Source organism: Neptunitalea lumnitzerae (assembly GCF_027924185.1).
GTDB classification, from domain to species: domain Bacteria; phylum Bacteroidota; class Bacteroidia; order Flavobacteriales; family Flavobacteriaceae; genus Neptunitalea; species Neptunitalea lumnitzerae.
The window spans coordinates 761,935-788,066 of sequence record NZ_BRVO01000001.1; the positions used below are offsets into that span (position 1 = coordinate 761,935).

Genomic DNA, 26,132 nt, shown 5'->3' on the forward strand with positions numbered 1-26,132 from the left:
TGTAAAATTCACATTTATTAAGCTAACCAAATTTTAATTATTATGATCACAATAGCTAGGTTATTGGGAAGCAAGAAAGAAGGTTTTCAATTATGGAAATTAGTATGTCTTGTTTCTTTTGTGGTATCAGGGTTTAGTATGCAGGCACAGAATACTATTACTGGTACGGTTATCTCCGGGGAAGATCAAAGTCCACTTCCGGGAGCAAGTGTCATGGTTAAAGGCACATCTGTAGGGACTTCGACAGATTTTGATGGAAATTATAGTATTAACGTAAACAAAGGCGATGTACTAGAATTTGCGTATGTAGGTTTCGTTACTCAAGAAATCGTTGTAGGAGATGCTTCGGTAATTAATGTTACTTTAGAGGTAGATGCTACAACGTTGGATGACGTGGTGGTTATTGGATACGGTGCTAAAAAGAAATCAGATTTAACTGGTTCGGTTGCCGTTGTAGAGGTTGAAGAAGCAAAAAAGAACATTACGCACGATGTAGCTAAAATGCTTCAAGGACAGGTTGCCGGGGTTACGGTACAGTCTTCTGGGGAACCGGGAGGTTTTGTAAACCTTAAAATACGTGGTATTTCTTCGTTCCGTAATAATAATCCTTTGTTTGTTATTGATGGGATGTTAGTAGACAACCCTTATGATTTCGCCCCTGGTGAAATTGAATCTATTCAAGTACTAAAAGATGCATCTTCTGCTGCCATTTATGGTGTTAGAGGGGCTAACGGGGTAGTTATTATTACTACTAAAAAGGGTAAAGAAGGTAAGTTAAGCGTTAAGCTTAAATCTATGTATGGTTTTCAAACGGTACCAAAAGAAATACCGCTTACAGACCGTGTAGGGTACCAAACTATTACCAACGCTGCTTACATAAATTCGGGTCAGTCTATCTTACCAGGTAACGACCCATCAAGTAGTTATTTTATTGATGATGTAGATACTGATTGGCAAGATGCTGCTTATACTACAGGTGAAGTACAGAACCATTCGGTTTCTTTTAGTGGTGGAGCAGAGAGCCTTACCTATAACATGAACTTAGATTATTTTAAAAACTCAAGTTATGTAGATACGCCTCAAGATTATGAACGTTTATCTACTATAATTAATCTAACGGGTGAAAAAGGTAAATTTAAGTATGGTGCTAAAGTAGGATATACAAGTTCTGACAAAGAGAACTTTAATGAGTATTTAGCAGGTACTTCGTCTGTTATTAACTTATTACAAGCCATTCCTACGATGCCGGTATACGATGAAAACCGTTTAGGCGGGTATGGAGGTACCGATAACTTTACGCAACGAGCTATTACCTTAAACGTTATTGGTTTCAATAGATTGTTAGAGAATACTACTGAACGTAAAAGGTTTATAGGTAATGTTTGGACTGAGGTTGAGGTTTTAAAGAATTTAAAATATACTTTTAGAGCTAGTGCAGACCGTTTAGATGAAATGAACAGACTATACAACCCTGAAAGTGATTTAGGATGGTACTATATTACCACAGCTGATGAAGCATCTTTAAACGTTAATAATTATGCACAAACAACTACTATTTTAGATAACTTATTAAATTATGATATAGAAGTTGGAAAGCATAAAATAGGTGCATTAGCAGGGGTTATTCAACAACGTGTTAAAAATTATAACCACTGGTCTAGAGGTGTAGGATATTCTTATGGTACCATACCTCATTTAGAATATGCAGACTCTCAGTCGGCAGGGGAATATGAAGATGAAATTACTACGTTATCTTACCTAAGTAGATTAGATTATTCGTTTGATGATACATATATGTTAACCTTTAACTTCAGACAGGATAAATCATCATTATTTACAAAGAAAAACAATGCGGGTAACTTTTTCTCTTTCTCAGCAGGATGGAAACTTCACAAAACTTTTGAGTTGCCAGAATGGTTTAGTACGTTAAAATTAAGAGGAGGTTACGGTGAGTTAGGTAATAATACTATTGGTGTATACGAGTGGTATAACCGTGTGAACTCTTTTGCTAGTTATGATTTTAACGATGAGTTAGCGCCAGGTACTACCGTTGTAGAAATTACAGATTCTGATATTAGATGGGAGGTAACCACTACCACTAATGCTGCATTAGAATTCGGAATGTTTAAAGATAGGCTTACTTTTACTACTGAATATTACTTAAAAACTTCTGATGATTTATTAGCGGATGTTCCGTTACCTTATTCAGTAGGTGTTGTGCCATTAAGCATAACTACTAATGCTGCAAAAGTTAGAAACAGTGGTTTTGAATTTGCAGCAACCTATCAAGATAATCCATCTGAAAATTTCGGATTTAGTGTTTCTGCAAACATAGGTACTTTAAAGAATGAAGTATTAAGTATTGGAGATGATGATTTACCAATCTATGGGGTAAACTCTAAAACGGAAGTAGGACGATCTATTGGGGAACTTTTTGCTTATGAAACTGAAGGGTTATTCCAAAGTCAGGATGAAATTGACAATCATGCATTTCAGTCAGGAGCACAGCCAGGGGATGTTAAATTCCGTGATGTAAATGGTGATGGTTTAATTACTGATGACGATAGAACATTTCAAGGGGTTACCATACCTAAAATTAGCTATGGTTTAAACTTTTCATGTAACTATAAAGATTTTGATTTTTCTATGTTCTGGCAAGGTGCGGCGGGGCATAAGATATATAATGGTACTTATAACTCGTTAATGATTGGAGGATTATTAAACCACCATGAAGATATGTTAAACTTCTGGACTCCAGATAATACCGATACCAATATACCAAGGCCAGATGTATTAGAGATTAACCAAAATGCAAGAGCATCTGATCGTTTTATTGAAAAAGGAGATTACATTAAACTTCAAAATGTTCAGATAGGATATACACTTCCTTTAAACGAGAACAAGTATGTTAAGAGAGCTAGAGTCTACGCTCAAGGTCAAAACTTATTCGCAATTACCGGATATAGAGGTTATGACCCTGATTTTATGAGTGATGGATTATTTTCTAGAGGGTACGATTTCGGATCGTTCCCGAATCCTAGAACCGTTTCACTTGGTGTAGAAGTTGATTTTTAATAACTCTAATAAACAAAGCAATGAGATTTTTAAAAAACATAAAACAAGCAATAGTTGTAACAGCAGTACCATTTATGTTTACAGGTTGTGTTGATAACGCAGACTTGGTACAGCTAGATAATAATAATTATACAGAAACTTCTTTTTGGGAAACTGATGAAGATGCTGTAGAAGGTGTAAATGCCGTATATGCTAGTTTACTAACAGACGGTACGTACATGAGAAGTACTCCTTTATTATTAGATCTTAAAGGAGATGACACGCGTAGCCAAAGTCCTTGGGCTGCTATGGCAAACGTTGGTAGATTTAATACCAGTGTTTCTGATGCAGCTATTTACGGATGGGCTTTTGAAACTTACTATCAAGGAGTTTTTAGAGCTAACCAAGTACTTACATTTGTACCAGAAATGGAGATGGAAGATGCTGCTTTAAAAGACCGCGTTATTGGACAAGCATATTTTTTAAGAGGATTGTATTTTTTCCATTTAGTAAATATGTTTAAAAGTGTTCCGTTACCACAAGCTCCTGTAGACTATAGTCAGTTTAGTTTTGAGCAAAAAACACAAGAAGAAGGTTGGGCTCAGGTAATTTCAGATTTGCAAATGGCGGTTGATTTATTACCAAACGACTATACAAGTATTTCTGGTTTAGATGCTGGTGATGTGGGTAGAGCTACTAAAGGTGCAGCGTATGCATATTTAGGAAAAGCTTACTTGTTTAATCAAGATTATGCAAGTGCTAGAACTGCTTTTGAGCAAGTGATGAGTATGGGCTATTCTTTAGTACCAAACTATAGAGATAACTTTACTACTGATAATGAGAATAACTCAGAGTCTATTTTTGAAGTTCAGTTTAGTAGAGATGCTGGTGGTGTAAATTTAGGATGGGGTGGAGCTCCAGGTTCTGACTGGGGTAAAACATCAGCTAGAGCAATTACGTATGCGCCTCGTAACTTTGGTTGGACAGATGTACAACCAACTTGGCAATTATTTAATGAATTCCAAGAAGAGTTAACCGTAAACGGAGAAGTAGATCCTCGTTTAGATGCTACTATGTTTTATAACAAACCAGGAGGTATGATGTTATACGGGCAAGATTTTGCTACTGTGTATGCTGGTAGTCCGGCAGATTTAAATGATTTATTTTGTAGAAAATACCAAAATTCTGATGGGCAATTTGCAGATGAGTATGACTGGAGATCAGGTATCAACGAGCGTTTAATGCGCTATGCAGATGTATTGTTAATGTATGCAGAATGTTTAAATGAACTAGGGCAAACTTCAGATGCCTATACGTATATTCAAATGGTGAGAGACCGTGTAAACTTACCAGATTTGGCAACTACAATGCCAGGTATGTCACAAGCTGAAATGAGAGATCAAATAGGTCATGAAAGATTCTTAGAATTTGGTTTGGAAGGACACCGTTTTGATGATATTAGAAGATGGGGGTGGTTAGATACCAGACTACAGTGGCTACAAGACAGAGATCCTGAATTTAATACGTATGTAGATGGAAGAGAGTATTTTCCAATTCCACAAACAGAAATTGACAATAACCCAGGTATTGTAGATCAAAATCCAGGATATTAATATAAGATAGCTTAATTATTTGAATGCTCAATAACTATGGCAATTGGCCAAAATAGATTGCCATAGTTTTTGCATTCTATTGTAAACATAATACTTACAGTAGTGAACGTTGTAGTAAGAGTATTCTTTGGTAATTACGTTTTTAATATTTTGCAACTGTTAAAAGTTAAGATTTTGTAAAAATTATTTGTTTTATTATAAAATCTTTAAGTAATTTGGAAGTGTAAAAATTACATTTATTAAAGCTAACCAAATTAATTTATTATGATTGCAATAGTTAGGTTATTGAAAAGCAACATAGCTAACTTTCGAGTATGGAAGTTTTTATGTGTTGTTTTTTTCATGGTATCGGCTTATGGTATGCAAGCGCAAACCACTATAACTGGTACAATTATCTCAGGAGAGGACGATAGTCCACTGCCTGGAGCGAGTGTTATGATTAAAGGTACCTCTACAGGTACTTCTACAGATTTTGATGGTAATTATTCTCTTAGCGGTGTAAACCAAGGTGATGTGCTTGAGTTTTCATACGTGGGGTTTATTACTAAGGAAATAACAGTAGGCACAGAAACTGTTATTAGTGTTACTTTAGAGGTAGATGCTACAACGTTGGATGATGTAGTTGTGGTTGGTTACGGAACTCAGAAAAAAGAACAAGTAACCAGTTCGGTTGCCTCAGTTTCTTCAGAAGAGTTTGTAACTCCAGCTGGTTCATCAGATGTAGGATCATTAATCCAAGGTAAAGTAGCGGGGGTGAGTATTGTACAAAATAGTGGAGATCCTACAGCGGGTACCCAAGTAAGATTAAGAGGTACTAGTACACTTTTAGGAACCAACACTTCACCATTAGTAATTATTGATGGGGTTCCTGGAGATTTTAATACTGTGGCACCACAAGATATAGAATCTATTAGTGTGTTAAAAGATGGTTCTGCTGCGGCTATGTATGGTACACGTGGTACCAATGGGGTTATTTTAGTTACTACCAAAAGAGCTTCTGGTTCTTATGATAGTAAAGTAACTTATTCTGCTTCTGTGAGTACACAAGAGTTTGTGAGAACACTTGATATGCTTAGTGCTCAAGATTATCGTGATCAAGTTGCGGCTGGTACTAGACCAATAGCTGGTGCTGCTTCTGATTTAGGATATGATACTGATTGGCTAGATGTTATTACAAGAACTCCTATTTCTCATACACATAATGTTACTTTTAGAGGAGGAGATTTTAAAACTAACTACTTGGCAACTGTAAATGTTAGAGAGTTAGAAGGAATGTTTTTGAAGTCTGATAATAAAATTTTAACAGGTAGAGTAGATATTAACCATAGTATGTTTGATGATAAATTACGCTTCAACTTTGGTTATTTAGTAAGAGGTAGAAATTTCACAACTACAGCAGATGGGGGTAGTTTTAACGGATACACTTATCGCCAAGCATTGATTAGGAATCCTACCTCACCCGTAAGACATGAAGATGGTTCTTGGGATTCTAATGAACTTGGAGAAGTGGGTAATTTTAACTATGAGAATCCACTAGGAAGAATCAAGGAATCTGATGGTAGGAACAAGAGTAACTTTACTCGTTTAAATAGTAGAATAGATTATAATCCTTTTGATGGGTTGAAGTTATCGGCTCTTTTATCACTATCAAGATATAATGAGACCAGAGGATATTATGAAACCAAAAATCACATTTCTAATATCAGAGATGGTGTAAATGGATATGTTTCTAATGGTACTTTAGAAACAGAAGATAAGTTAATGGAGCTAACAGCTCAGTACAGTAAAACTCTTGGAGAGCATGATTTTACTGTTCTAGGTGGATATAGTTATCAGAGCTTTTATAACCATAATTATTGGATGTCTAATACTGATTTTCAAACGGATATTTTCGGTTTTGATAATATAGGTTTAGGGTTAGGTCTTGCAGAAAATAAAGCCAGAACAGGTATTGGAAGTTTTACCTCTATGACAAACTTAATAAGTTTCTTTGGAAGGTTGAATTATGCATATAAAGATAAATACTTGTTACAAGCTAGTTTACGTTATGAGGCAGCTAGCCAATTGTATAAAACAGAAGATCCATGGGGAGCTTTCCCTGCAATTTCTGCAGGATGGAGAATTTCTGAAGAAGACTTTATGAAAAGTGTAAAGTTTATCAGCGATTTAAAAGTAAGAGTTGGTTATGGGGTTACAGGTACTCCTAATAGTGATGGTTTTGGAGCAGTTGCTTTATTAGGTTACAGCGATCCTTTCTACTATGATGGAAATTGGATTAGAACCTTAACGCCTACTCAAAACCCGAATCCATATTTAAAATGGGAAGAAAAACATGAAACCAATATTGGTTTAGATTTTGGCTTGTTCGATAATTTTATTACTGGTAATATAGATTACTACCAACGTAATATTAAAGATTTATTATACGATTATCAGGTGCCAGTACCACCAAACTTTGTAAGTACTACACGTGCTAATGTGGGAGAGATTTCTAATAGTGGTTTAGAGGTATTGATAAATGTAAATGCCATACAAACTGAAGATTTTGAATGGACCACAAGTGTTAACTTTTCTACTAACAAAAGTAAGTTAGAGCAATTGTCTAATGATTTATACCAAGCACAGCAAGATTATTTTTATACAGGGGCAACAGGTGAGCCAATTCAACAGACAACACATATTGTACAAGTAGGGCAACCAATTGGAAACTTCTATGGGTTTAAAGTAGTAGATGTTGATGATGAGGGAAGATGGATTTATGAAGATGCTGATGGAACACTTAAAAATTATGATGAGTTTGGAAGAGGATATGAAAACATGCAGGTGTTAGGTAATGGGTTGCCAAATTACTACGCAGGTTGGAACAACAGTTTCAAGTATAAAAACTTTGATTTAAGTGTTACTATGCGTGGTGCTTTTGATTATCAGATTATTAATTATAATAGAATGTATTTAGAAAATCCAACGTTAACTCAGTATAATCGTTTGGCATCTTCTAAGGAACCTGTTTTTGGAAAGACACAATTAACTTCACCACAAGAGTTTAACAGTTATTACGTAGAAGATGGTGATTTTTGGAAAATAGATAACATAACCTTAGGATACAATTTAGGTGAACTAGGAAAATACATCAGTTCTGCTAGGGTATATGTTACTACTTCAAATACTTTTTTAATAACTGGATATAAAGGAATTGATCCGGAGGTGAATTTTGGAGGTCTTTCTCCTGGTGTAGATAGTAGAGATACGTATCCAACAACAAGAAATTTCACTTTAGGTTTTGATGTTTCTTTTTAAAAAAAAAACAATGAAAAAATTAAACACATATATAGGAAAAAGTTTGGTAGTGCTAATGGCGTTATTAATGGGGTCATGTACCGAACTTGAAAACGAAAATTATAGTGCAATCATTTCAGCGGATTTTCAACCAACAGAAGATGATGTGGCTGCACTTTTAGGGGCTGCTTATGTAAATTGGAGAGAAACCTTTTTATTATGGAACGGTGTTTGGCGTGCTCAAGAAGCAACAGCCGATGAAATTATTATACCAGGGAGACCTAATGGATGGGTTGATGGAGGTATATATAAGCGAATGCATCAACACACTTGGTTAAATCAGGATGATATTGCATATCAATCTTGGTACAGAACCTATGAAGGGATTTCTAACTGTAACCGTTTGATATTTCAGATTGAAGACGGAGCTATTCCAGTTACGGATGAGCAGCGTGTAGCAATGCTAGCGGAACTTAAAGTATTAAGAGCTTCATTTTATTACATTTTATTAGATGTTTATGGTAATGTAGCTTATAGTATAGATTATGATGTGCCGGATGGGTTTGTACCAGAGCAATTAACACGTGATGAAACCTACAATTTTATAGTTTCTGAAATAACAGAAAATATCGATGATTTAGATGAAACTAATGGTCAGGCTTATTATGGTCGATTCAACAAATGGGCAGCGTATACTTTATTGGCTAAAGTATATTTAAATGCAGAGGTATATACGGGTACTTCGCATTGGGATGACTGTATTGCTGCTTGTGATATGGTAATCAATTCTGGTGAGTTTTCATTAGAAGCTGTGCAAAAGAATGTGTTTATCACAGAAAACGAGAATTCTTCTGAAATTATTTTTGGATTGGCTATAGATAACGAGTATACAAAGCAGTGGAATCAGTTTGATATTCATATGCAAACACTTCAGCCTAACAACCAATTAACCTATGATTTAGCGGCTACACCATGGGGAGGTATGTGTGCAACACCACAGTTTATTGATACGTTTGATCCGGATGATTTACGTTTAACGGAAAACTTTATTTACGGACAACAATATTCTTCTTCTGGAGATCCTATCGATTGCTCACTTGGAGCTTATGCTGGCCAACCTTTAGCATATATAAATGAAGTACCTAGTATTGATACATCTGAAGAAATCCATGGGTATCGTTTCGGGAAGTTTGAAATAGCAATGGGGACTAATAATATTTTAAGTAATGATTTCCCATTATTTAGATATGCTGATATTTTAATGATGAAAGCTGAGTCATTACTTAGAACAGGGGATGCAGATGGGGCTGCTGCTTTAGTTACAGAAGTGAGACAAAGAGCTTTTGCAACAACCGATCCAACTAAAGCTACTGTTACAGGAGCTGAGTTAATGCAAGGAAGTGTATATGACTATGGTTTACGTGATAATACTCAACAAACCTATGAAGGGGGTGCAGATATTCAGTACGGTAGATTTTTAGATGAATTAGCTTGGGAGTTTAACCAAGAGGGTAGAAGAAGACAAGACATGATTCGTTTTGGTGCTTTTACTACCAAATCATGGTTCTCACATTCAGCTAGTGATGCTACTAAGCAGTTATTACCAATACCGCAACAAGCGATATTAACAAATGGAAATTTAACTCAGAATCCTGGGTACTAATTATAGAATAACAAGAATAGCTTATGGCAAGTAATGCTACTTGCCATAAGATTATTCAATAACATAAAAACATCATACATATGAAATCTTATAAAAAAATAGTTTTAGTAATGGCAGGGATACTTGTTTCGGCAACTGCTATGGCGCAAAAAAAAGCGTCGGTTACTATTAACAAGGTGGAAGATGCACCAACCATTAGTAAACATATATATGGGCATTTTGCAGAACATTTAGGACGTTGTATTTATGGTGGATTTTTTGTGGGTGATACGAGTAGTATCCCTAATGTAGACGGTGTAAGAAAAGATGTGATTGATGCGTTGAAAGAATTAAAAGTACCTAATTTACGTTGGCCTGGTGGTTGTTTTGCAGATACCTATCATTGGAAAGATGGGATTGGACCAAAAGAAGACCGACCAACCATTGTAAATACATGGTGGGGTGGCGTTACTGAAGATAATAGCTTTGGTACACATGACTTTTTAAATTTATGTGAAGTTTTAGATGCTGAACCTTACTTGGCGGCAAATGTTGGTAGTGGTACAGTAAAAGAATTTGCAGACTGGTTGCAGTATGTAAACCATATAGGGCCTAGCCCAATGGCAGACCTAAGAAAAAAATACGGTAGAGAAACACCATGGGGTGTGAAATACTGGGGAGTTGGTAATGAAATGTGGGGATGTGGTGGAAACATGACACCTGAATATTATGCGAATTTGTATAGAAAATATGCCACTTTTATGACATCGTGGGATAATGAGCAACATTTGTTCCGTATTGCTTCGGGTGCAAACGTTGATGATTATCACTGGACAGAAGTGCTTATGAGAGATATACCTAAGCATCTTATAGAAGGGGTTGCATTACACTCATATTCGTATGTAGAATGGGATGAAAAAGGTTCTTCTGTAAACTTTGATGAAGCACAGTATTTTTCTACCATGCAAACAGCATTGCGTATGGAAGAGTTAGTAACCAAGCATACGGCTATTATGGATAAATACGACCCAAAAGGAGAAATTGCTTTAGTAGTTGATGAATGGGGCGGGTGGTATAACGTAATGGAGGGAACCAACCCTGGTTTCTTATACCAACAAAATACTATGAGAGACGCTATGATTGCGGGTACCACTTTGAATACGTTTAATAATCATAGTGATCGTGTACGTATTGCAAACTTAGCACAAACCGTAAATGTTCTTCAGGCGGTCATATTAACTGAAGATGAGAAAATGTTGCTAACACCAACATATTATGTAATGAAAATGTACAATGTACACCAAGATGCTACATTGTTGCCATTACAATTAATTTCTCCTGAGTATGTATTTAACGGAGAAAGCTTGCCAGCAGTTTCTGCTTCGGCATCTACAAAGGATGGATTAACACATATTTCTTTAGTGAATATAGATGCAGCTAAAGAAGTAGAAGTAACAATAAATGTTGAAAGCCTGAATGTTAAAAGTTTCACTGCTGAAGTATTAACTTCTTCAAAACTACAAGACTATAATTCATTTGAAAAAGCAACCAACATTACCCCTAAAGAATTTAAAGATTTTAAATTGAAAAAAGGAAGTTTAACAATTACGCTTCCTCCATTTTCTGTTGTAGTACTTGAAGGTAAATAAGAAACGAAATGATGTTAAAAACGCAACAAATTAAAAAATCTAAATGGACACTTAGAGCATCTATGCTATTAATGCTAGGTACAATGATAGTGGGTTGTTCTAAAGATGATGGAACCTCAGGCGGTACTCCCGAAGTACCAGAAGAACCTGTAGGCAATGAGTTTGATGGACCTACTTATGCCGATGATTATACCCCTATTTCGTCATGGTCTCAAAGAGGACAATGGAATTTAGCTAATGTGCATGATCCTTCGGTAACCAAGCAAGGAGATTATTACTATATGTACCAAACAGATGCATCCTATGGTAATGCACACGATGGACATGGACATTTTCCGTACAGAAGATCTACCGATTTAATTAATTGGGATTACCAAGGGGCAGCTATGGCTTCTACCCCAGCTTGGATTAAAGATTCTTTAAACAATAAGCGTGCAGCTATGAGTTTGCCTGCCATAGATAACCCAACGTATGGGCATTGGGCACCTTATATTCATGAGTATAATGGAGTATACCGTTTGTATTATTCGGTGGTAGTAACCAACCCTATAGTTGGGAACGATACTAGTACTTCTTGGACAGAGCGTGCCTTTATTGGTATGGCAGAGTCTACAGATTTAGCTGCTAACGTTTGGGAAGATAAAGGAATGGTTATTTGTTCTGAGCCTGATGGTTTAGAAACCTATACCAGAACCGGCCCTAACGATTGGAGTGGTTATTTTAAGTTTAACGCTATTGACCCTACTGTTATTAGTAAAGATGGAGAAGAGTGGTTGGTATATGGTTCTTGGCATACCGGTATAGCGGCAGTGCAATTAGACCCTACAACCGGAAAACCATTTCAGTTAAATAATATAGATGATTACGGTGTGCGTATTGCTGGGCGTGGTAACTTAAGTACCAACAGATGGCAAGCATTGGAAGGGCCTGAGATTATTTACAATGAAGATACCGGATATTACTACCTGTTTTTAGCGTATGATGAATTGGCAGTAGCATACAATACAAGAGTAGCTAGAGCTACTAGCATTACCGGGCCTTATTATGGGTATAATGGACAAGATATTACGCAAGGCGCAGATTGTTGGCCAATGCTAACACACCCATATAAGTTTAGTAACCATACCGGATGGGTAGGTTTTTCGCATTGCTCCGTTTTTCAAGATAATGAAACTGGTAAATGGTATTATGCTTCGCAAGCTAGATTACCTGAAAACGTACCTGGAATAAATGTGTCTAACGCGGTAATGATGGGACACGTAAGAGAAATTGAATGGACTTCTGATGGATGGCCGGTAGTAGCTCCGGAAAGATACGCAGGAGTACCTGAAACCGAAATTACTGAAGCGGACATTGTAGGTACTTGGCAGCAAATTGTTATGAACTATGAATACAGAGTACAACAAGTAGCGGTAGGTGTAACCTTTAATAGCGATGGTACCTTAAGCGGTGGTGCATCTGGTACATGGTCATTAGATGCAGGTAACAATGTACTTACCATTAATGGTAACGAATGTAAAATATTTGATGCCTGGGATTGGGAAGCTTCTACCAGAAAAGTAACCATTACCTATTCTGGATTTACATCGGAAGGAAAACCAATTTGGGGTAAAAAGAACTAACGAATACAAAATGAAAAATCTAGTAACCTATAGTGTTGTTGCAGTAATGCTTTCTTCTTGTTGTAATACTACACAAGAGCAAACAGATAAGGTATTGGTAGAACATCAAAATGATACTACCCCTAAAGAAATTAATAATCCTATTATTAAAGATAAGTTTACTGCAGACCCAGCAGCATACGTATACAACGATACAGTGTACTTATATGCTGGGCATGATGAAGCACCAAACGACTTTCATTTTTATAGAATGAATGAATGGTTGGTATATTCATCTACTAATATGGTTGACTGGACAGAGCACCCGGTACCCTTAAAACCATCTGATTTTTCTTGGTCTAAAGGAGATGCTTGGGCGGCTCAAGTAATAGAACGTAATGGTAAGTTTTACTGGTATGTTACTGTAGAGCATAACGATGAGCATCCTGGAAAGGCTATTGGAGTAGCCGTAGCAGATACTCCGGTAGGGCCGTTTAAAGATGCTTTGGGAAAGGCATTAATCACAAACGATATGACTTTGCAAACCGATATTTCTTGGGATGATATTGACCCTTCTGTAATTATAGATGACGATGGGCAAGCATATTTGTTCTGGGGGAATACCGTATGCCACTATGCAAAACTAAAAGAGAATATGGTAGAGTTAGATGGGCCTATTGAAACCATTGACTTGCCACAGTTTACAGAAGCTCCATGGATTCATAAAAAAGGAGACTGGTATTACTTATCGTATGCATCTGAATTTCCTGAGAAAATTAAGTATGCTATGAGTAAATCGGTAACAGGACCATGGGAGTATAAAGGAATTTTAAATGAATTGGCGGGTAATTCTAATACCAATCACCAGTCAATCATAACCTATAAAGGAAATGATTATTTTATTTATCACACAGGTGGAATTCAGCCAAATGGAGGAAGCTTTAGAAGATCTGTTTGTATAGATAGATTGTATTATAACCAAGATGGGAGCATGAAACGTGTAATCATGACCTCAGAAGGAATTCAAAAATAAACTCATGAGTAAAAGAGTATATATATTTGTTTGTTTGTGTTTCATTGTTGGCAGCGTGTTTGCTCAAAAACCGCTGCCAATTAATGATACTTTTGTGCATGACCCTGTAATGATAGAAGAAGATGGTACGTATTATCTTTTTTGTACTGGGCATGGCATTAGCGCTTTTTCTTCAACAGATATGGAAAACTGGACAAAACTTGAGCCAGTTTTTAAAACCAAACCAAGTTGGACAGATACCGTTGTACCTAATTTTGAAAACCACATTTGGGCTCCGGATATTACCTATTATAAGGGTACGTATTACTTGTACTATTCGGTTTCTGCGTTTGCCAAAAATACATCTGCTATTGGGGTGGCTACCAATAAAACATTAAACCCTAATAGTAAAAATTTTAAATGGGTAGACCATGGTATTGTAATTCAATCGGTACCTAACAGAGATTTATGGAATGCCATAGACCCTAATTTAGTATTTGATGATAAGGGAACACCATGGCTTAGTTTTGGTTCTTTTTGGAACGGATTGAAATTGGTGAAAATGGCCGATGATTTATTAGCTGTGGCTTCACCAGAAGAATGGTATACAATTGCCAGAAGAGAAAGAAGCTTTGAGTTAGCAGATGCAAACCCAGGTGATGCTGCTTTAGAAGCACCTTTTATATTTAAAAAGAATGGCTATTACTATTTATTCCTATCATGGGATTTATGTTGTAGAGGGGAGAATAGTACCTATAAAGTGGTAGTAGGTAGAGCTAAAGAAGTAACCGGACCTTATTTAGATAAAGAGGGGAAATCTTTATTTCAAGGGGGAGGAACCTTAGTAATTGAAGGAAATAAAAACTGGTACGGCGTTGGCCATAACAGTACCTATACTTTTAACGGAAAAGATTATATGGTTTTTCATTCGTATGATGCTAAAAGAAAAGGTGCACCAGTACTAACCATAAAGGAAATTAAGTGGGAAAATAATTGGCCTACAGTAACCCCGATGGAATAAGATGAAACATAGCGTGACATATCAGCAATTTGCCTGCGTTATAATAGCATTGTTTTCAACAGTGTTATATGTAAATGCGCAGCAGTCTAAGCAGTTGACTGCGGTAATTGATGTGTCACAAAAGCAACCTCCTATAGCTGATAAGCTATTCGGGATGTTTATTGAAAACTTGGGTAATGAGGATGTAGGCAATATAACAGACGATTGTTTATGGGCAGAACTTTTAGATGATAGAAAGTTCTTTTATCCGGTAGATACATTACCAACACTTTTCCCTAAAAACAGAAAGGAAGCCATTAATCAGTGGTATCCTATGAATGCGAAGGTGTTTATGGATGAAGCCAATGCGTATGTTGGAAAGCATTCACCAAAAATAACACTTGAAAATAACACTGTTAGCGGTATTAAACAATCTGGCATTGCGCTAGAAGCAGGTAAAACCTATACTGGTAGAGTAGTGTTAAAAGCTAGTGGAAGTACAGAGGTTACTGTTGCTCTTCATTATGGGAATAACGAAAACGATGTAATTTCTAAAACGTTTAAAAATATAGATACTTCATATTCAAAGTATTATTTTCAATTTACTTGTCCAAAGAATTTCTTACAGGGTGCTCTTAGTATTACCGGTAAAGGTACCGGTAATTTTCACATAGGAGCTGTATCACTCATGCCAGATGATAATATTGATGGGTTTAGAGCAGATGTAATTCCGCTATTGAAAAACCTAAACTCTAGTATCTATCGTTGGGGTGGTAACTTTATTTCTGGTTACGACTGGAGAGACGGTGTGGGTGATAGCGATAAAAGAGCACCTAGATATGAGTATGCATGGGAATGTTTAGAAGATAATGATGTAGGTACCGATGAAATGATTCGTTTTACAGAGTTGATTGGTGTAGAGTTAGCTATGACAGTAAACACTGGTTTTGGCGATGCCTTTTCTGCAGCACAGTGGGTGGAATATGTGAATGGAAGTACCGCAACTCCTATGGGTAAATGGAGAGCTGAAAATGGTCATGCTGAACCTTACGATATTAAATTATGGTGTGTAGGTAACGAAAGTTACGGGTGGTGGCAATTAGGGCATATACCCTTAGAACATCATATTTTAAAGCATAATATGTTTGCTGAAAAAATGCTAGAAAAAGATCCAACTTTACAGCTAATAGGTTCTGGTGCTAGTATTGAAGAAATGACCGTAACTACTAGTAGCTATAAAGATGGTGGAGAGGTGGAACCCACCTATGGTTCTGAAACCGACTGGACAGGCGGCATGCTGGAAAAAGCAGCACATTTAAGTTTTATGAGTGAGCATTTTTATTGCTCGGTTACCGAACATTTTGATTTGGATAGTATTAAATATGTAACGGTTACAGAGCTCTTAGAAGATTGGACACTTAGACCTGCAAACCGTATTAAATCTAAAGCATACCATTACCAACGTTACCGTGCTACCATTCCAGGGGCAGATGCTGTTCCGGTATATTTAGATGAGTGGGCGTATTATACCAATTGGGTACACCCTACCCCAACATTGGGAGTAACTATTGGGTATGGTAGAGGTTTCAATGAATTATTCAGACATACCGATCTGTTCAAAATGGCAGGGTTTACATTTGGTACCTCATGCTTGTCTTTTACAGATACTGATGTAGATTACAACGCTACGGGGTTACTATTTAAATTATACCAATCTCAATTTGGAAGAATACCTGTTGTGGTAAATGGCAATTCACCACAGCCCGCACCTAAATGGCCTTTGGGTGGAGATCAACCTGTTGAAAATGCTGGAGGAAATGTATATCCGCTAGATGTAGTGGCTGCCTTAACAGAAGATGGTACAGCAATTACCGTTTCTATCATTAATCCTACTGAAGCAGCACATGAACTAACTTTAGACTTTTTAAATACTACCATAGCAAAAAAAGGAAGTCTGTATACGTTATCTGGTACTTCTATAGATGCTGTGAATGTAGTAAACAAGCAGCCACAGGTTACTTTACAACAAACAAACATAAAAACTAAAAGGTTGACTATTCAGCCCGCAACTATAAATATTGTTCGTTATGAGCTTAAGTAATATAGTAAAAAAAATAAGTGTATTTGGCTTGTCAAGTGCTATGGCAATAGGGGTAATTGCCTGTGATACAAAAAAAGAAACAGCAAAAGAACTAGCTGAAAATACGGGTTTAGAGAATGGGTATCCCATTGCTCCTGTAGATATTAGAAATGTAAAAGTAACCGATAGTTTTTGGTTGCCTATTATAAAAAGAGTACAAGAAAAAACCATTGAGTATGCTATTGAAAAATGTGATGAAGAAGGTCGTTTTGAGAACTTTTTAATTGCAGGCGGACAAAAAGAGGGAAAGGTAAGAGGAGTAATGCCTTTTGATGATTCTGATGTATATAAAATAATAGAAGGAGCTTCAAACTCATTAATTAGCGCGCCAAATCCTAAACTTGAAAAGTTATTAGATTCTTTAATAGGAATTGTAAAAGTAGGACAAGAAAAAGATGGGTATTTAACCACTTGGCGAACCATAAACCCAGCACAACCACCAGCTACATGGGTAGAGGTAAAGGAAGGGAAGCGTTGGGAGTCTTTATTTATGAGTCATGAGTTATATAACGCGGGGCACATGTATGAAGCAGCAGCTGTACATTACAAAGCAACCGGAAAAAGAAACTTTTTAGATATAGCTTTAAAGAATGCTGACCTGATGGTGAAAACTTTTGGTGATGGTGAAGATAAGATTGCTGCCGTACCAGGCCATCAGATTATTGAAACAGGTTTGATTAAGCTATATCAAATTACAGAGAAAGAGAGTTATTTAGAATTAGCGAAATATTTTTTAGATCATCGGGGAGATCCTGAAAATCATGAGTTATTTGGTTCGTATTCTCAGGATAGCCTTCCGGTGGTAGAGCAAGAAGAGGTAGTAGGGCATGCTGTTAGGGCTGTATATATGTATGCAGGGATGACAGATATTGCGGCATTAATGGGAGACCAACAATACCGTAATGCTGTAGATAAACTATGGCATAATATGGTATATAAGAAAATGTATGTTACTGGTGGTATTGGGGCTAAACACGAAGGTGAAGCGTTTGGTGAAAACTATGAGTTACCTAATCTCACGGCCTATAACGAAACCTGTGCTGCTATTGGCGATGTGTATTGGAATAACCGATTATTCAACCTAACAGGAGATGTAAAATATTACGACGTATTAGAAAGAACGTTGTACAATGGTTTAATCTCAGGAATATCATTAACAGGTACCGAATTTTTCTATCCGAATGCATTGGAGTCAGACGGTACTTATAAATTTAACCAAGGGGCGTGCACCCGAAAAGAATGGTTTGATTGTTCTTGTTGTCCAACCAACTTAATCCGTTTTATACCAGCTATTCCTGGACTTATCTATGCCAAAGAAGATACTACTGTATTTGTAAACATGTACATGTCTAGCGAAGCTGAGGTAGCGTTAGAAAATCAAAAGGTAGTATTGAAACAAGAAACAGCATATCCTTGGAACGGAGCTATAAAACTTACTGTTACTCCAGCGAAACAAGAAGCTTTTACTTTGAAATTACGTATTCCTGGGTGGGCAAGAAATGAAGTACTGCCAGGAGGTTTATACCACTATAAAAATACCGTAAACGATAGCTATGTAGTAAATGTAAATGGTAAAACTGAAAACGCTACCGAAGAGGATGGCTATATAGTCTTAACCAAGGAATGGAAAAAAGGAGATGTAGTAGAGCTTGTACTACCAATGGAAGTAAGAGAAGTAATAGCTAACAATAAGGTTGCAGAAGACAAAGGCAAAGTGGCTTTAGAGTACGGACCTTTAGTGTATGCAATAGAAGAAGTAGATAACAAAGAGAATTTTGACCTTTTAAAAATAAATAACAACACCCAATTTAAAGTTTCTTTTGAGCCAACACTGCTGAAAGGAGTAAATACCATTCAGTTTACAACAGATGAAACCACCTTTAAGGCAGTGCCTTACTATGCATGGTCTAACAGAGGTATTAATAAAATGAAGGTTTGGGTAGAAGAGAGCAAACAATAACACAAGCATAAATATAAATAAATGAAAACAAGAGCATTAAGAAATATTGCGTTATCGGCACTGTCATTGGCAGGGGTAACGGCAATGGCACAATCTACAGAACATGATTATGTTCTAGATTTTAAAGATACCGGCATAGATATACAACCTACTATGTATGGTATTTTCTTTGAGGATATCAACTTTGCTGCAGATGGTGGTTTGTATGCAGAAATGATTAAGAACCGTTCGTTTGAGTTCACATTGCCGCTTATGGGCTGGGAGCAACCGAACAGTGATCGTCATTCGTTTAACAAACAGTCTGGGTATGCAAATATTGTAACTACTAAAGAAGGAACCAACCATAATACGGCAAGAATAACCGTAAGAGATGATAAAGGGTATAGCCTTATAAACGAAGGTTTCCGCGGTATGGGAATTAAAGCCGGTGCTAAATATGATCTTTCTTTAATGGTTGCCAATGAAGATGGTGGGATTAAAAAAATAATCTTTCAACTAATTGATGAGAAAGGAACTGTTTTAGGAGAAACATCGGTTAGTCCTCAAGGAGCAGATTGGAAAAAATATGAAACCGTACTTACGCCTTCAAAAACAGAAGCAAAAGCAAAACTGAAAATTACTTTTGAAGGAACAGGAGTGGTGAATGTAGATATGATTTCTTTATTTCCTCAAGACACTTGGAAAGGTAGAAAAGGAGGAATGCGTAAAGATTTGGTTCAGAAATTATACGATTTAAATCCTGGATTTTTACGTTTCCCAGGAGGTTGTATTGTAGAAGGTAGAGTGCTGGAACGCAGATACCAATGGAAAAAAACAGTAGGTCCTGCAGAAGATCGTGAGATTTTAGTAAATAGATGGAATACAGAGTTTGATCATAGACCAACGCCTGATTATTTTCAATCGTTTGGTATTGGATTTTTTGAGTATTTCCAATTATCAGAAGATCTAGGGGCAGAGCCACTTCCTATTTTAAGTTGTGGTATGGCTTGCCAATTTAATACAGGAGAATTGGTACCTATGGATGAGTTAGACCCTTATGTGCAAGATGCTATTGATTTAATTCAGTTTGCTAATGGAGATACTTCTACATCTTGGGGTAAAGTAAGAGAAAGTATGGGACACCCAGAGCCATTTAACCTTAAGTATATTGGTGTAGGTAATGAGCAATGGGGACCAGACTATATAGAGCGTTACAAAGCTTTTGCAAAAGCAATTAAAGATGAATATCCTGATATTATTATTGTTTCTGGAAGTGGACCATTTCCTGATGGAGAGTATTTTGACTATGGATGGGAAGAGCTGAAAAAATTAGATGCTGAAATTGTAGATGAGCATTATTACAATACACCAGAATGGTTTAAAGAAAACGCTACTCGTTATGATGCTTACGATAGAGAGGGACCTAAAGTATTTGCAGGTGAGTATGCAGCACAAAGCGTTGCTATTGCAAGTCCTGAAAATAGAAATAATTGGGAGTGTGCATTATCTGAAGCAGCATTTATGACAGGTTTAGAGCGTAATGCAGATGTAGTGTATTTAACGTCGTATGCGCCTTTATTTGCTCATGCAGAGGGTTGGCAATGGACACCAGACCTTATTTGGTTTAACAATTTAGAATCGTACGCTACGCCAAACTACTATGTGCAACAAATGTATGGTAATAACCCTGGTACAGATTTAATTACCATTACCGAGAAAAAAGAACCTATTACTGGGCAAGATGGAATGTTTGCTACTGCGGTGGTAGATAAAAACACCAAAGAAGTTATTATTAAAATAGTAAACACGTCTGAACATGCTCAAGAAACTGATATTAAAGTACGTGGTAAAAAATTAGCCACCAAAGGTACCATGACCATTTTAGGGAATGATAAACTAGAAAGCGAGAACGGATTTGATATGGAAAATATAGCTCCTAAGACTTCAGAATTTGAATTAAAAAGCAGAAAAATGGAAGTGGAGATACCAGCGTATTCATTCGTAATCTTAAAAGTTAAAATTTCTTAAAATATATAAGTGTAAAAAATACATTTATTAAAGAAAGAGCCTTATATTTGTAAAGTTAGAAACATAAAAACTGTCTACTAAGATGAAAAAATATGTGATAGGATTAGACTATGGATCAGACTCAGTTAGAGCGGTATTGGTAGATGCTCAAAACGGAGCTGAACTAGCATCTGAAGTTCATTGGTACCAAAGATGGAAAGAGAAGTTATACTGTAATCCGGGTATAAACCAATTCCGTCAGCACCCATTAGACCATATAGAAGGATTAGAAAATACGATAAAAGCAGTTGTTACTACCAGTGGGGTAGCACCTGAAAGTGTAGTAGGTATTTGTATTGATACAACCGGATCTTCTCCGGTACCTGTTACCAAAGACGGAACACCATTAGCATTGGTAGATGGGTTTAAAGAAAACCCTAATGCTATGATGATTCTATGGAAAGACCACACAGCTATTAAAGAAGCAAATGAAATTAATGAGTTGGCTGAAAGCTGGGGAGGAGAAAATTACACCAAATACGAAGGTGGTATTTACTCATCTGAGTGGTTTTGGGCAAAAATTTTACGCATTGTAAGAGAAGATGAAGCTGTAATGAATGCTGCTTACACTTGGATGGAGCATTGTGATATTATGACTTACATTTTAGCAGATCATAAAGATTTAGATACCTTTAAAAGAAGTAGATGTGCAGCAGGGCATAAAGCTATGTGGCACGAGAGCTGGGATGGCTTGCCATCGGAAGAGTTCTTAGGAAAGTTACACCCATACTTGGCGGAATTAAGAAGTAACCTGTATAAAGATACCTTTACTTCTGATCAGGTGGCAGGACATTTGAACGAAGAGTGGGCTGCTAAACTTGGCTTAACCACAAACACGGTTATTGCAGTAGGTACATTTGATGCACACTCAGGTGCCGTAGGTGCTAAAGTAGATGAAAGAGCTTTGGTACGTGTAATGGGTACTTCTACTTGTGATATTATGGTGTCGTCTACAGATGAATTAGGAGATACGTTGGTAAAAGGTATTTGTGGTCAGGTTGATGGATCAGTAATTCCTGGAATGGTTGGTTTAGAAGCTGGTCAGTCTGGTTTTGGAGATGTATTAGCATGGTTTAAAGATGTACTTTCTTGGCCAATAGATAATTTAGTAATGGCGTCTTCTGTACTTTCTGAAAAACAGAAAGCAGAATTAGCAGAAGAAATTAATGCAAATTTCATTAGAACGTTAGCAGAGCAAGCAGAGAGCATTCCGTTAACAGAAGCTATTCCAACAGCATTAGACTGGGTAAATGGTAGAAGAACTCCAGATGCCAATCAGGAATTAAAGAGTGCTATGTCTGGTATTTCATTAGGTACCAAAGCACCTCATATTTTTAAAGCATTGGTAAATGCTATTTGCTTCGGTTCTAAAATGATTGTAGATCGTTTTGAATCTGAAGGAGTTAAAATAGATACTGTAATTGGTATTGGTGGTGTTGCACGTAAATCTCCGTTTATTATGCAAACCTTAGCAAATACATTAAACATGCCAATTAAAGTTGCTGCTTCTGACCAAGCACCAGCTTTAGGAGCTGCTATTTATGCAGCAGTAGTTGCAGGTATTTACCCTAATGTAATTGAAGCTAGTAAAGTATTAGGTAGTGATTTTGAAGCAGAATATTACCCACAAGCAGATCAGGTAGAAACCTATAAGAACCTATTTAGTGATTATGCACAATTAGCAACCTTTATAGAAACCTTCACAAAATCTAAAAATTATGAGTTCCAAGTATAAGTCGTTAAAAGAAGAATGCTACGAAGCTAATATGCAATTAGACGCATTAAAGTTAGTAGTATATACATTTGGTAATGTGAGTGCTGTAGACAGAGCTAATGGCGTATTTGCTATTAAGCCAAGTGGGGTGCCTTATGAAATTTTAAAACCTGAAGATATTGTGATTCTAGATTATGATAACAATATTATAGAGGGTACTATGCGCCCTTCTTCAGATACTAAAACACATGCTTATTTATATAAAAACTGGGAAAACATAGGTGGTATTTCTCATACCCATGCTACGTATTCTTGTGCTTGGGCACAATCGCAATTAGATATTCCAATTTTTGGTACTACCCATGCCGATCATTTAACGGCAGACATACCATGTGCGCCACCAATGAGTGATGACCTTATTCAAGGGAACTATGAGCATAATACTGGAATTCAGATTTTAGATTGTTTCAAAGAAAAAGGACTTTCTTATGAAGAAGTAGAAATGGTGTTGTTAGGGAATCACGGACCTTTTACTTGGGGTAAAAATGCAGCAAAAGCAGTGTATAACTCTAAAGTTTTAGAAACCGTTGCAGAAATGGCCTATTTAACACGCCAAATTAATCCGCAAGCACCAAGATTAAAAGATTCATTAATTAAAAAACATTATGAGCGTAAGCATGGTAAAGATGCCTATTACGGTCAGAATTAACATATTAAAACAAACAAAGAAGTAAGATGATTGATATTAGTTCAAAAGAGGTTTGGTTTATAACCGGTAGCCAACACCTTTACGGTCCTGAAACCTTAGCACAGGTAGCAGAACACTCAACAGAGATAGCACAAGCGTTAGATGCATCTAGCCTTATCCCTGTAAAAGTTGTATTTAAACCAACTGTAAAAACTACAGAAGAAATATACGAAACACTAACAGCAGCTAACCAAGAGAAAAATTGTATTGGTGTTATTACATGGATGCATACATTTTCTCCTGCTAAAATGTGGATTAGAGGATTATCTGCTTTACAAAAGCCGTTGTTACACTTACATACACAATACAATAGAGACATTCCATGGAATACAATGGATATGGACTTTATGAACCTGAACCAAGCAGCGCACGGTGACCGTGAATTTGGTTTTATGGTAAGTAGATTACGTAAAAACAGAAAAGTAGTTGTTGGGCACTGGGCACAAGAGTCTGTACAGGCTAAAATTGGAGCTTGGACACGTGTTGCTTTAGGATGGGATGACTGGCAAGGTGCTAAGTTTGCTCGTTTTGGAGATAACATGCGTTTTGTTGCGGTAACCGATGGAGATAAAGTAGAAGCTGAAACTAAATTTGGTTTTTCTGTAAACTCTTACGGTATTGGAGATTTAGTATCGTTAATTGATGCGGTTACTGATGAGCAAGTAGCAGAATTAATTAAAGAATATGAAGCTTCTTATAAAATGGCTGAAGACCTTTTAGAAGGTGGAGCAAAAAGACAATCGTTAGTAGATGCTGCACGTATTGAGCTTGGTCTTGAGAAGTTTTTAGTTGATGGCGGATTTAAAGGTTTTAGTGATACGTTTGAAGATTTATATGGTATGAAACAATTACCAGGTATTGCTGTACAACGTTTAATGGAAAAAGGATACGGATTTGCAGGTGAAGGTGACTGGAAAACTGCTGCTTTAGTACGTGCCATGAAAGTAATGGGACACGGACTTGAAGGTGGGAATGCTTTTATGGAAGATTATACCTATCATTTAGACCCTTCTGCTCCTAGAGTTTTAGGTTCTCACATGTTAGAGGTAGACCCAGTGTTAGCTGCAGAGCAACCTTCTTGTGAGGTACACCCATTAGGAATTGGTGGTAAAGAAGACCCAGTGCGTTTGGTATTTAACGGTAGAGCAGGAGATTCTTTAAATGCTGCTTTAATGGATTTTGGTAACCATTTTAGATTATTGGTTAACAAAACTAGAGGAGAAGAGGTAAAAGAAGAGTTGCCAAAATTACCAGTTGCAAGAGTAATGTGGGAGCCACTTCCTAATTTTGAGGTAGGTTGTACTGCATGGATTTTAGCGGGTGGTGCACACCATACTTGCTATAGTGAAAATGTTACTGCAGAACAGTTAGAAGATTTTGCAGAAATAGCAGGAATTGAATATCTTGTGATTGATGAAGATACTAAACTATCTGATTTCAAAAACACATTACGTTGGAACGATAAGTTCTATAGATAAACTAAACTAACATTATTATGAAAACTTTAAAATTGGGTGCATACCTTTTACTTTTTAGTTTTCTGTTTTTAAATGTAGGTTGCGAAAAAACAACTAATAAAAAAGAGGAAACTTCTGAGGTACAAGATGCACCAAAGAAGTTTCCTATTACCAAAGTAGATTACGGTACAACTCCTGAGGGTGAAAAAATTGAGAAATTTACCCTTAAAAATGCAAATGGTATGCAAATGGAGGTAATTACATTTGGTGGTATTATTACTTCTTTAACCGCGCCTGATAAAGACGGAAAATTGGAAGATATTGTATTAGGTTACACTACTCCTGACGATTATTTTAACGGAAACCCTTATTTCTTTGGAGCTGCCATTGGTAGATACGGAAACCGTATTGCCAAAGGTAAATTTTCTTTAGATGGTACCGAGTATCAACTAGCTACCAATGATGGACCTAACCATTTGCATGGTGGTAAAAAAGGGTTTGATAAAAGAATATGGACCATTACTCCGGTAAAAGATGCGGAGAGTCCAACATTACAACTTACTTATGTAAGTAAGGATATGGAAGAAGGTTATCCTGGTACGTTAACTACAACGATAACGTACACTCTTACGGATGAAAATGCACTAGAGATTTCTTATGAAGCTACTACAGATAAGAAAACCGTAGTGAACCTTACACAACATTCATACTTCAATTTATCTGGTAATTTTAATACTATTTTAGATCACGAGTTACAGTTAGATGCCGATAAAATGTTACCGGTAGACAATACCTTGATTCCAACTGGAGAACTAGCAGATGTTGCTGGTACACCTTTTGATTTTACCACTGCAAAAGAGATCGGAAAAGATATCGATGCAGCTGATGATCAATTGAAAAAAGGTTTAGGATACGATCATTGCTGGGTGTTTAATGGAAATGATAAGTCATTTAGAAAAGTGGGTTCATTATACCATAAAGCCTCTGGAAGATACATGGAAGTTTTTACAGACCAACCAGCTATTCAGTTTTATAGTGGTAATTTCTTAGATGGTACTAAGAAAAGTAAAAATGGCGGTATGTACGAACAACGTTCAGGGTTGTGTTTAGAAACACAACATTACCCAGATTCTCCTAACCAACCTGCATTTCCTTCAACAGTGCTAAATCCCGGAGAAAAGTATTTTACAAAAACGACGTACAAATTTTCAGTGAAATAA

Annotated in this window: 15 protein-coding genes; all 15 read left to right on the plus strand. The window is 36.6% G+C overall.

Annotation, left to right across the window (positions count from 1 at the left end):
* The first annotated feature begins 42 nt into the window (after positions 1-42).
* On the plus strand, positions 43-3,075 hold the full coding sequence (locus Y10_RS03390; protein WP_281763959.1) for a SusC/RagA family TonB-linked outer membrane protein: 3,033 nt from the start codon (positions 43-45) through the stop codon (positions 3,073-3,075).
* A 20-nt stretch (positions 3,076-3,095) separates the two neighbouring features.
* The gene (locus Y10_RS03395; protein WP_281763960.1) at positions 3,096-4,667 is read left to right on the plus strand and encodes a RagB/SusD family nutrient uptake outer membrane protein; all 1,572 of its coding nucleotides are present in this window, start codon (positions 3,096-3,098) and stop codon (positions 4,665-4,667) included.
* A gap of 264 nt (positions 4,668-4,931) precedes the next feature.
* Positions 4,932-7,964 (plus strand): SusC/RagA family TonB-linked outer membrane protein, encoded by a 3,033-nt coding sequence (locus Y10_RS03400; protein WP_281763961.1) that lies wholly within the window; start codon positions 4,932-4,934, stop codon positions 7,962-7,964.
* Between the two features lie 10 nt (positions 7,965-7,974).
* On the plus strand, positions 7,975-9,606 hold the full coding sequence (locus tag Y10_RS03405) for a RagB/SusD family nutrient uptake outer membrane protein (RefSeq protein WP_281763962.1): 1,632 nt from the start codon (positions 7,975-7,977) through the stop codon (positions 9,604-9,606).
* An 80-nt stretch (positions 9,607-9,686) separates the two neighbouring features.
* Positions 9,687-11,234 (plus strand): alpha-N-arabinofuranosidase, encoded by a 1,548-nt coding sequence (locus Y10_RS03410; protein ID WP_408733604.1) that lies wholly within the window; start codon positions 9,687-9,689, stop codon positions 11,232-11,234.
* 8 nt (positions 11,235-11,242) lie between these two features.
* Positions 11,243-12,856, plus strand: a complete 1,614-nt coding sequence (locus tag Y10_RS03415) for an arabinan endo-1,5-alpha-L-arabinosidase (RefSeq protein ID WP_281763963.1) — start codon at positions 11,243-11,245, stop codon at positions 12,854-12,856.
* A 10-nt stretch (positions 12,857-12,866) separates the two neighbouring features.
* Positions 12,867-13,868, plus strand: a complete 1,002-nt coding sequence (locus Y10_RS03420) for a glycoside hydrolase family 43 protein (RefSeq protein WP_281763964.1) — start codon at positions 12,867-12,869, stop codon at positions 13,866-13,868.
* 4 nt (positions 13,869-13,872) lie between these two features.
* On the plus strand, positions 13,873-14,868 hold the full coding sequence (locus Y10_RS03425; protein ID WP_281763965.1) for an arabinan endo-1,5-alpha-L-arabinosidase: 996 nt from the start codon (positions 13,873-13,875) through the stop codon (positions 14,866-14,868).
* Position 14,869: 1 nt separating this feature from the next.
* Positions 14,870-16,948, plus strand: a complete 2,079-nt coding sequence (locus Y10_RS03430) for a carbohydrate binding domain-containing protein (RefSeq protein WP_281763966.1) — start codon at positions 14,870-14,872, stop codon at positions 16,946-16,948.
* On the plus strand, positions 16,935-18,947 hold the full coding sequence (locus tag Y10_RS03435; RefSeq protein WP_281763967.1) for a glycoside hydrolase family 127 protein: 2,013 nt from the start codon (positions 16,935-16,937) through the stop codon (positions 18,945-18,947). Before Y10_RS03430 ends, Y10_RS03435 begins: the two co-directional genes overlap by 14 nt.
* A 21-nt stretch (positions 18,948-18,968) precedes the next feature.
* Positions 18,969-20,954 carry an alpha-L-arabinofuranosidase C-terminal domain-containing protein gene (locus Y10_RS03440; RefSeq protein WP_281763968.1) on the plus strand — a complete coding sequence of 662 codons (1,986 nt, stop codon included), beginning with the start codon at positions 18,969-18,971 and terminating at the stop codon, positions 20,952-20,954.
* Positions 20,955-21,036: 82 nt separating this feature from the next.
* On the plus strand, positions 21,037-22,728 hold the full coding sequence (locus Y10_RS03445) for a ribulokinase (protein WP_281763969.1): 1,692 nt from the start codon (positions 21,037-21,039) through the stop codon (positions 22,726-22,728).
* Positions 22,712-23,416 carry an L-ribulose-5-phosphate 4-epimerase gene (locus Y10_RS03450; RefSeq protein ID WP_281763970.1) on the plus strand — a complete coding sequence of 235 codons (705 nt, stop codon included), beginning with the start codon at positions 22,712-22,714 and terminating at the stop codon, positions 23,414-23,416. The genes Y10_RS03445 and Y10_RS03450 overlap by 17 nt, the downstream gene beginning before the upstream one ends.
* A 26-nt stretch (positions 23,417-23,442) precedes the next feature.
* Positions 23,443-24,933 (plus strand): L-arabinose isomerase, encoded by a 1,491-nt coding sequence (gene araA / locus Y10_RS03455; RefSeq protein WP_281763971.1) that lies wholly within the window; start codon positions 23,443-23,445, stop codon positions 24,931-24,933.
* Between the two features lie 17 nt (positions 24,934-24,950).
* Positions 24,951-26,132 carry an aldose epimerase family protein gene (locus tag Y10_RS03460; RefSeq protein ID WP_281763972.1) on the plus strand — a complete coding sequence of 394 codons (1,182 nt, stop codon included), beginning with the start codon at positions 24,951-24,953 and terminating at the stop codon, positions 26,130-26,132.

Excerpts from the sequence above, each read along its gene's own strand:
- Y10_RS03420 (WP_281763964.1), top strand. The coding sequence starts at position 12,867 with ATGAAAAATCTAGTAACCTATAGTGTTGTTGCAGTAATGCTTTCTTCT.
- Y10_RS03445 (WP_281763969.1), top strand. The coding sequence starts at position 21,037 with ATGAAAAAATATGTGATAGGATTAGACTATGGATCAGACTCAGTTAGA.
- Y10_RS03390 (WP_281763959.1), top strand. The coding sequence starts at position 43 with ATGATCACAATAGCTAGGTTATTGGGAAGCAAGAAAGAAGGTTTTCAA.
- Y10_RS03410 (WP_408733604.1), top strand. The coding sequence starts at position 9,687 with ATGAAATCTTATAAAAAAATAGTTTTAGTAATGGCAGGGATACTTGTT.
- araA (WP_281763971.1), top strand. The coding sequence starts at position 23,443 with ATGATTGATATTAGTTCAAAAGAGGTTTGGTTTATAACCGGTAGCCAA.
- Y10_RS03435 (WP_281763967.1), top strand. The coding sequence starts at position 16,935 with ATGAGCTTAAGTAATATAGTAAAAAAAATAAGTGTATTTGGCTTGTCA.
- Y10_RS03395 (WP_281763960.1), top strand. The coding sequence starts at position 3,096 with ATGAGATTTTTAAAAAACATAAAACAAGCAATAGTTGTAACAGCAGTA.
- Y10_RS03430 (WP_281763966.1), top strand. The coding sequence starts at position 14,870 with ATGAAACATAGCGTGACATATCAGCAATTTGCCTGCGTTATAATAGCA.
- Y10_RS03440 (WP_281763968.1), top strand. The coding sequence starts at position 18,969 with ATGAAAACAAGAGCATTAAGAAATATTGCGTTATCGGCACTGTCATTG.
- Y10_RS03425 (WP_281763965.1), top strand. The coding sequence starts at position 13,873 with ATGAGTAAAAGAGTATATATATTTGTTTGTTTGTGTTTCATTGTTGGC.
- Y10_RS03405 (WP_281763962.1), top strand. The coding sequence starts at position 7,975 with ATGAAAAAATTAAACACATATATAGGAAAAAGTTTGGTAGTGCTAATG.
- Y10_RS03400 (WP_281763961.1), top strand. The coding sequence starts at position 4,932 with ATGATTGCAATAGTTAGGTTATTGAAAAGCAACATAGCTAACTTTCGA.
- Y10_RS03450 (WP_281763970.1), top strand. The coding sequence starts at position 22,712 with ATGAGTTCCAAGTATAAGTCGTTAAAAGAAGAATGCTACGAAGCTAAT.
- Y10_RS03460 (WP_281763972.1), top strand. The coding sequence starts at position 24,951 with ATGAAAACTTTAAAATTGGGTGCATACCTTTTACTTTTTAGTTTTCTG.
- Y10_RS03415 (WP_281763963.1), top strand. The coding sequence starts at position 11,243 with ATGATGTTAAAAACGCAACAAATTAAAAAATCTAAATGGACACTTAGA.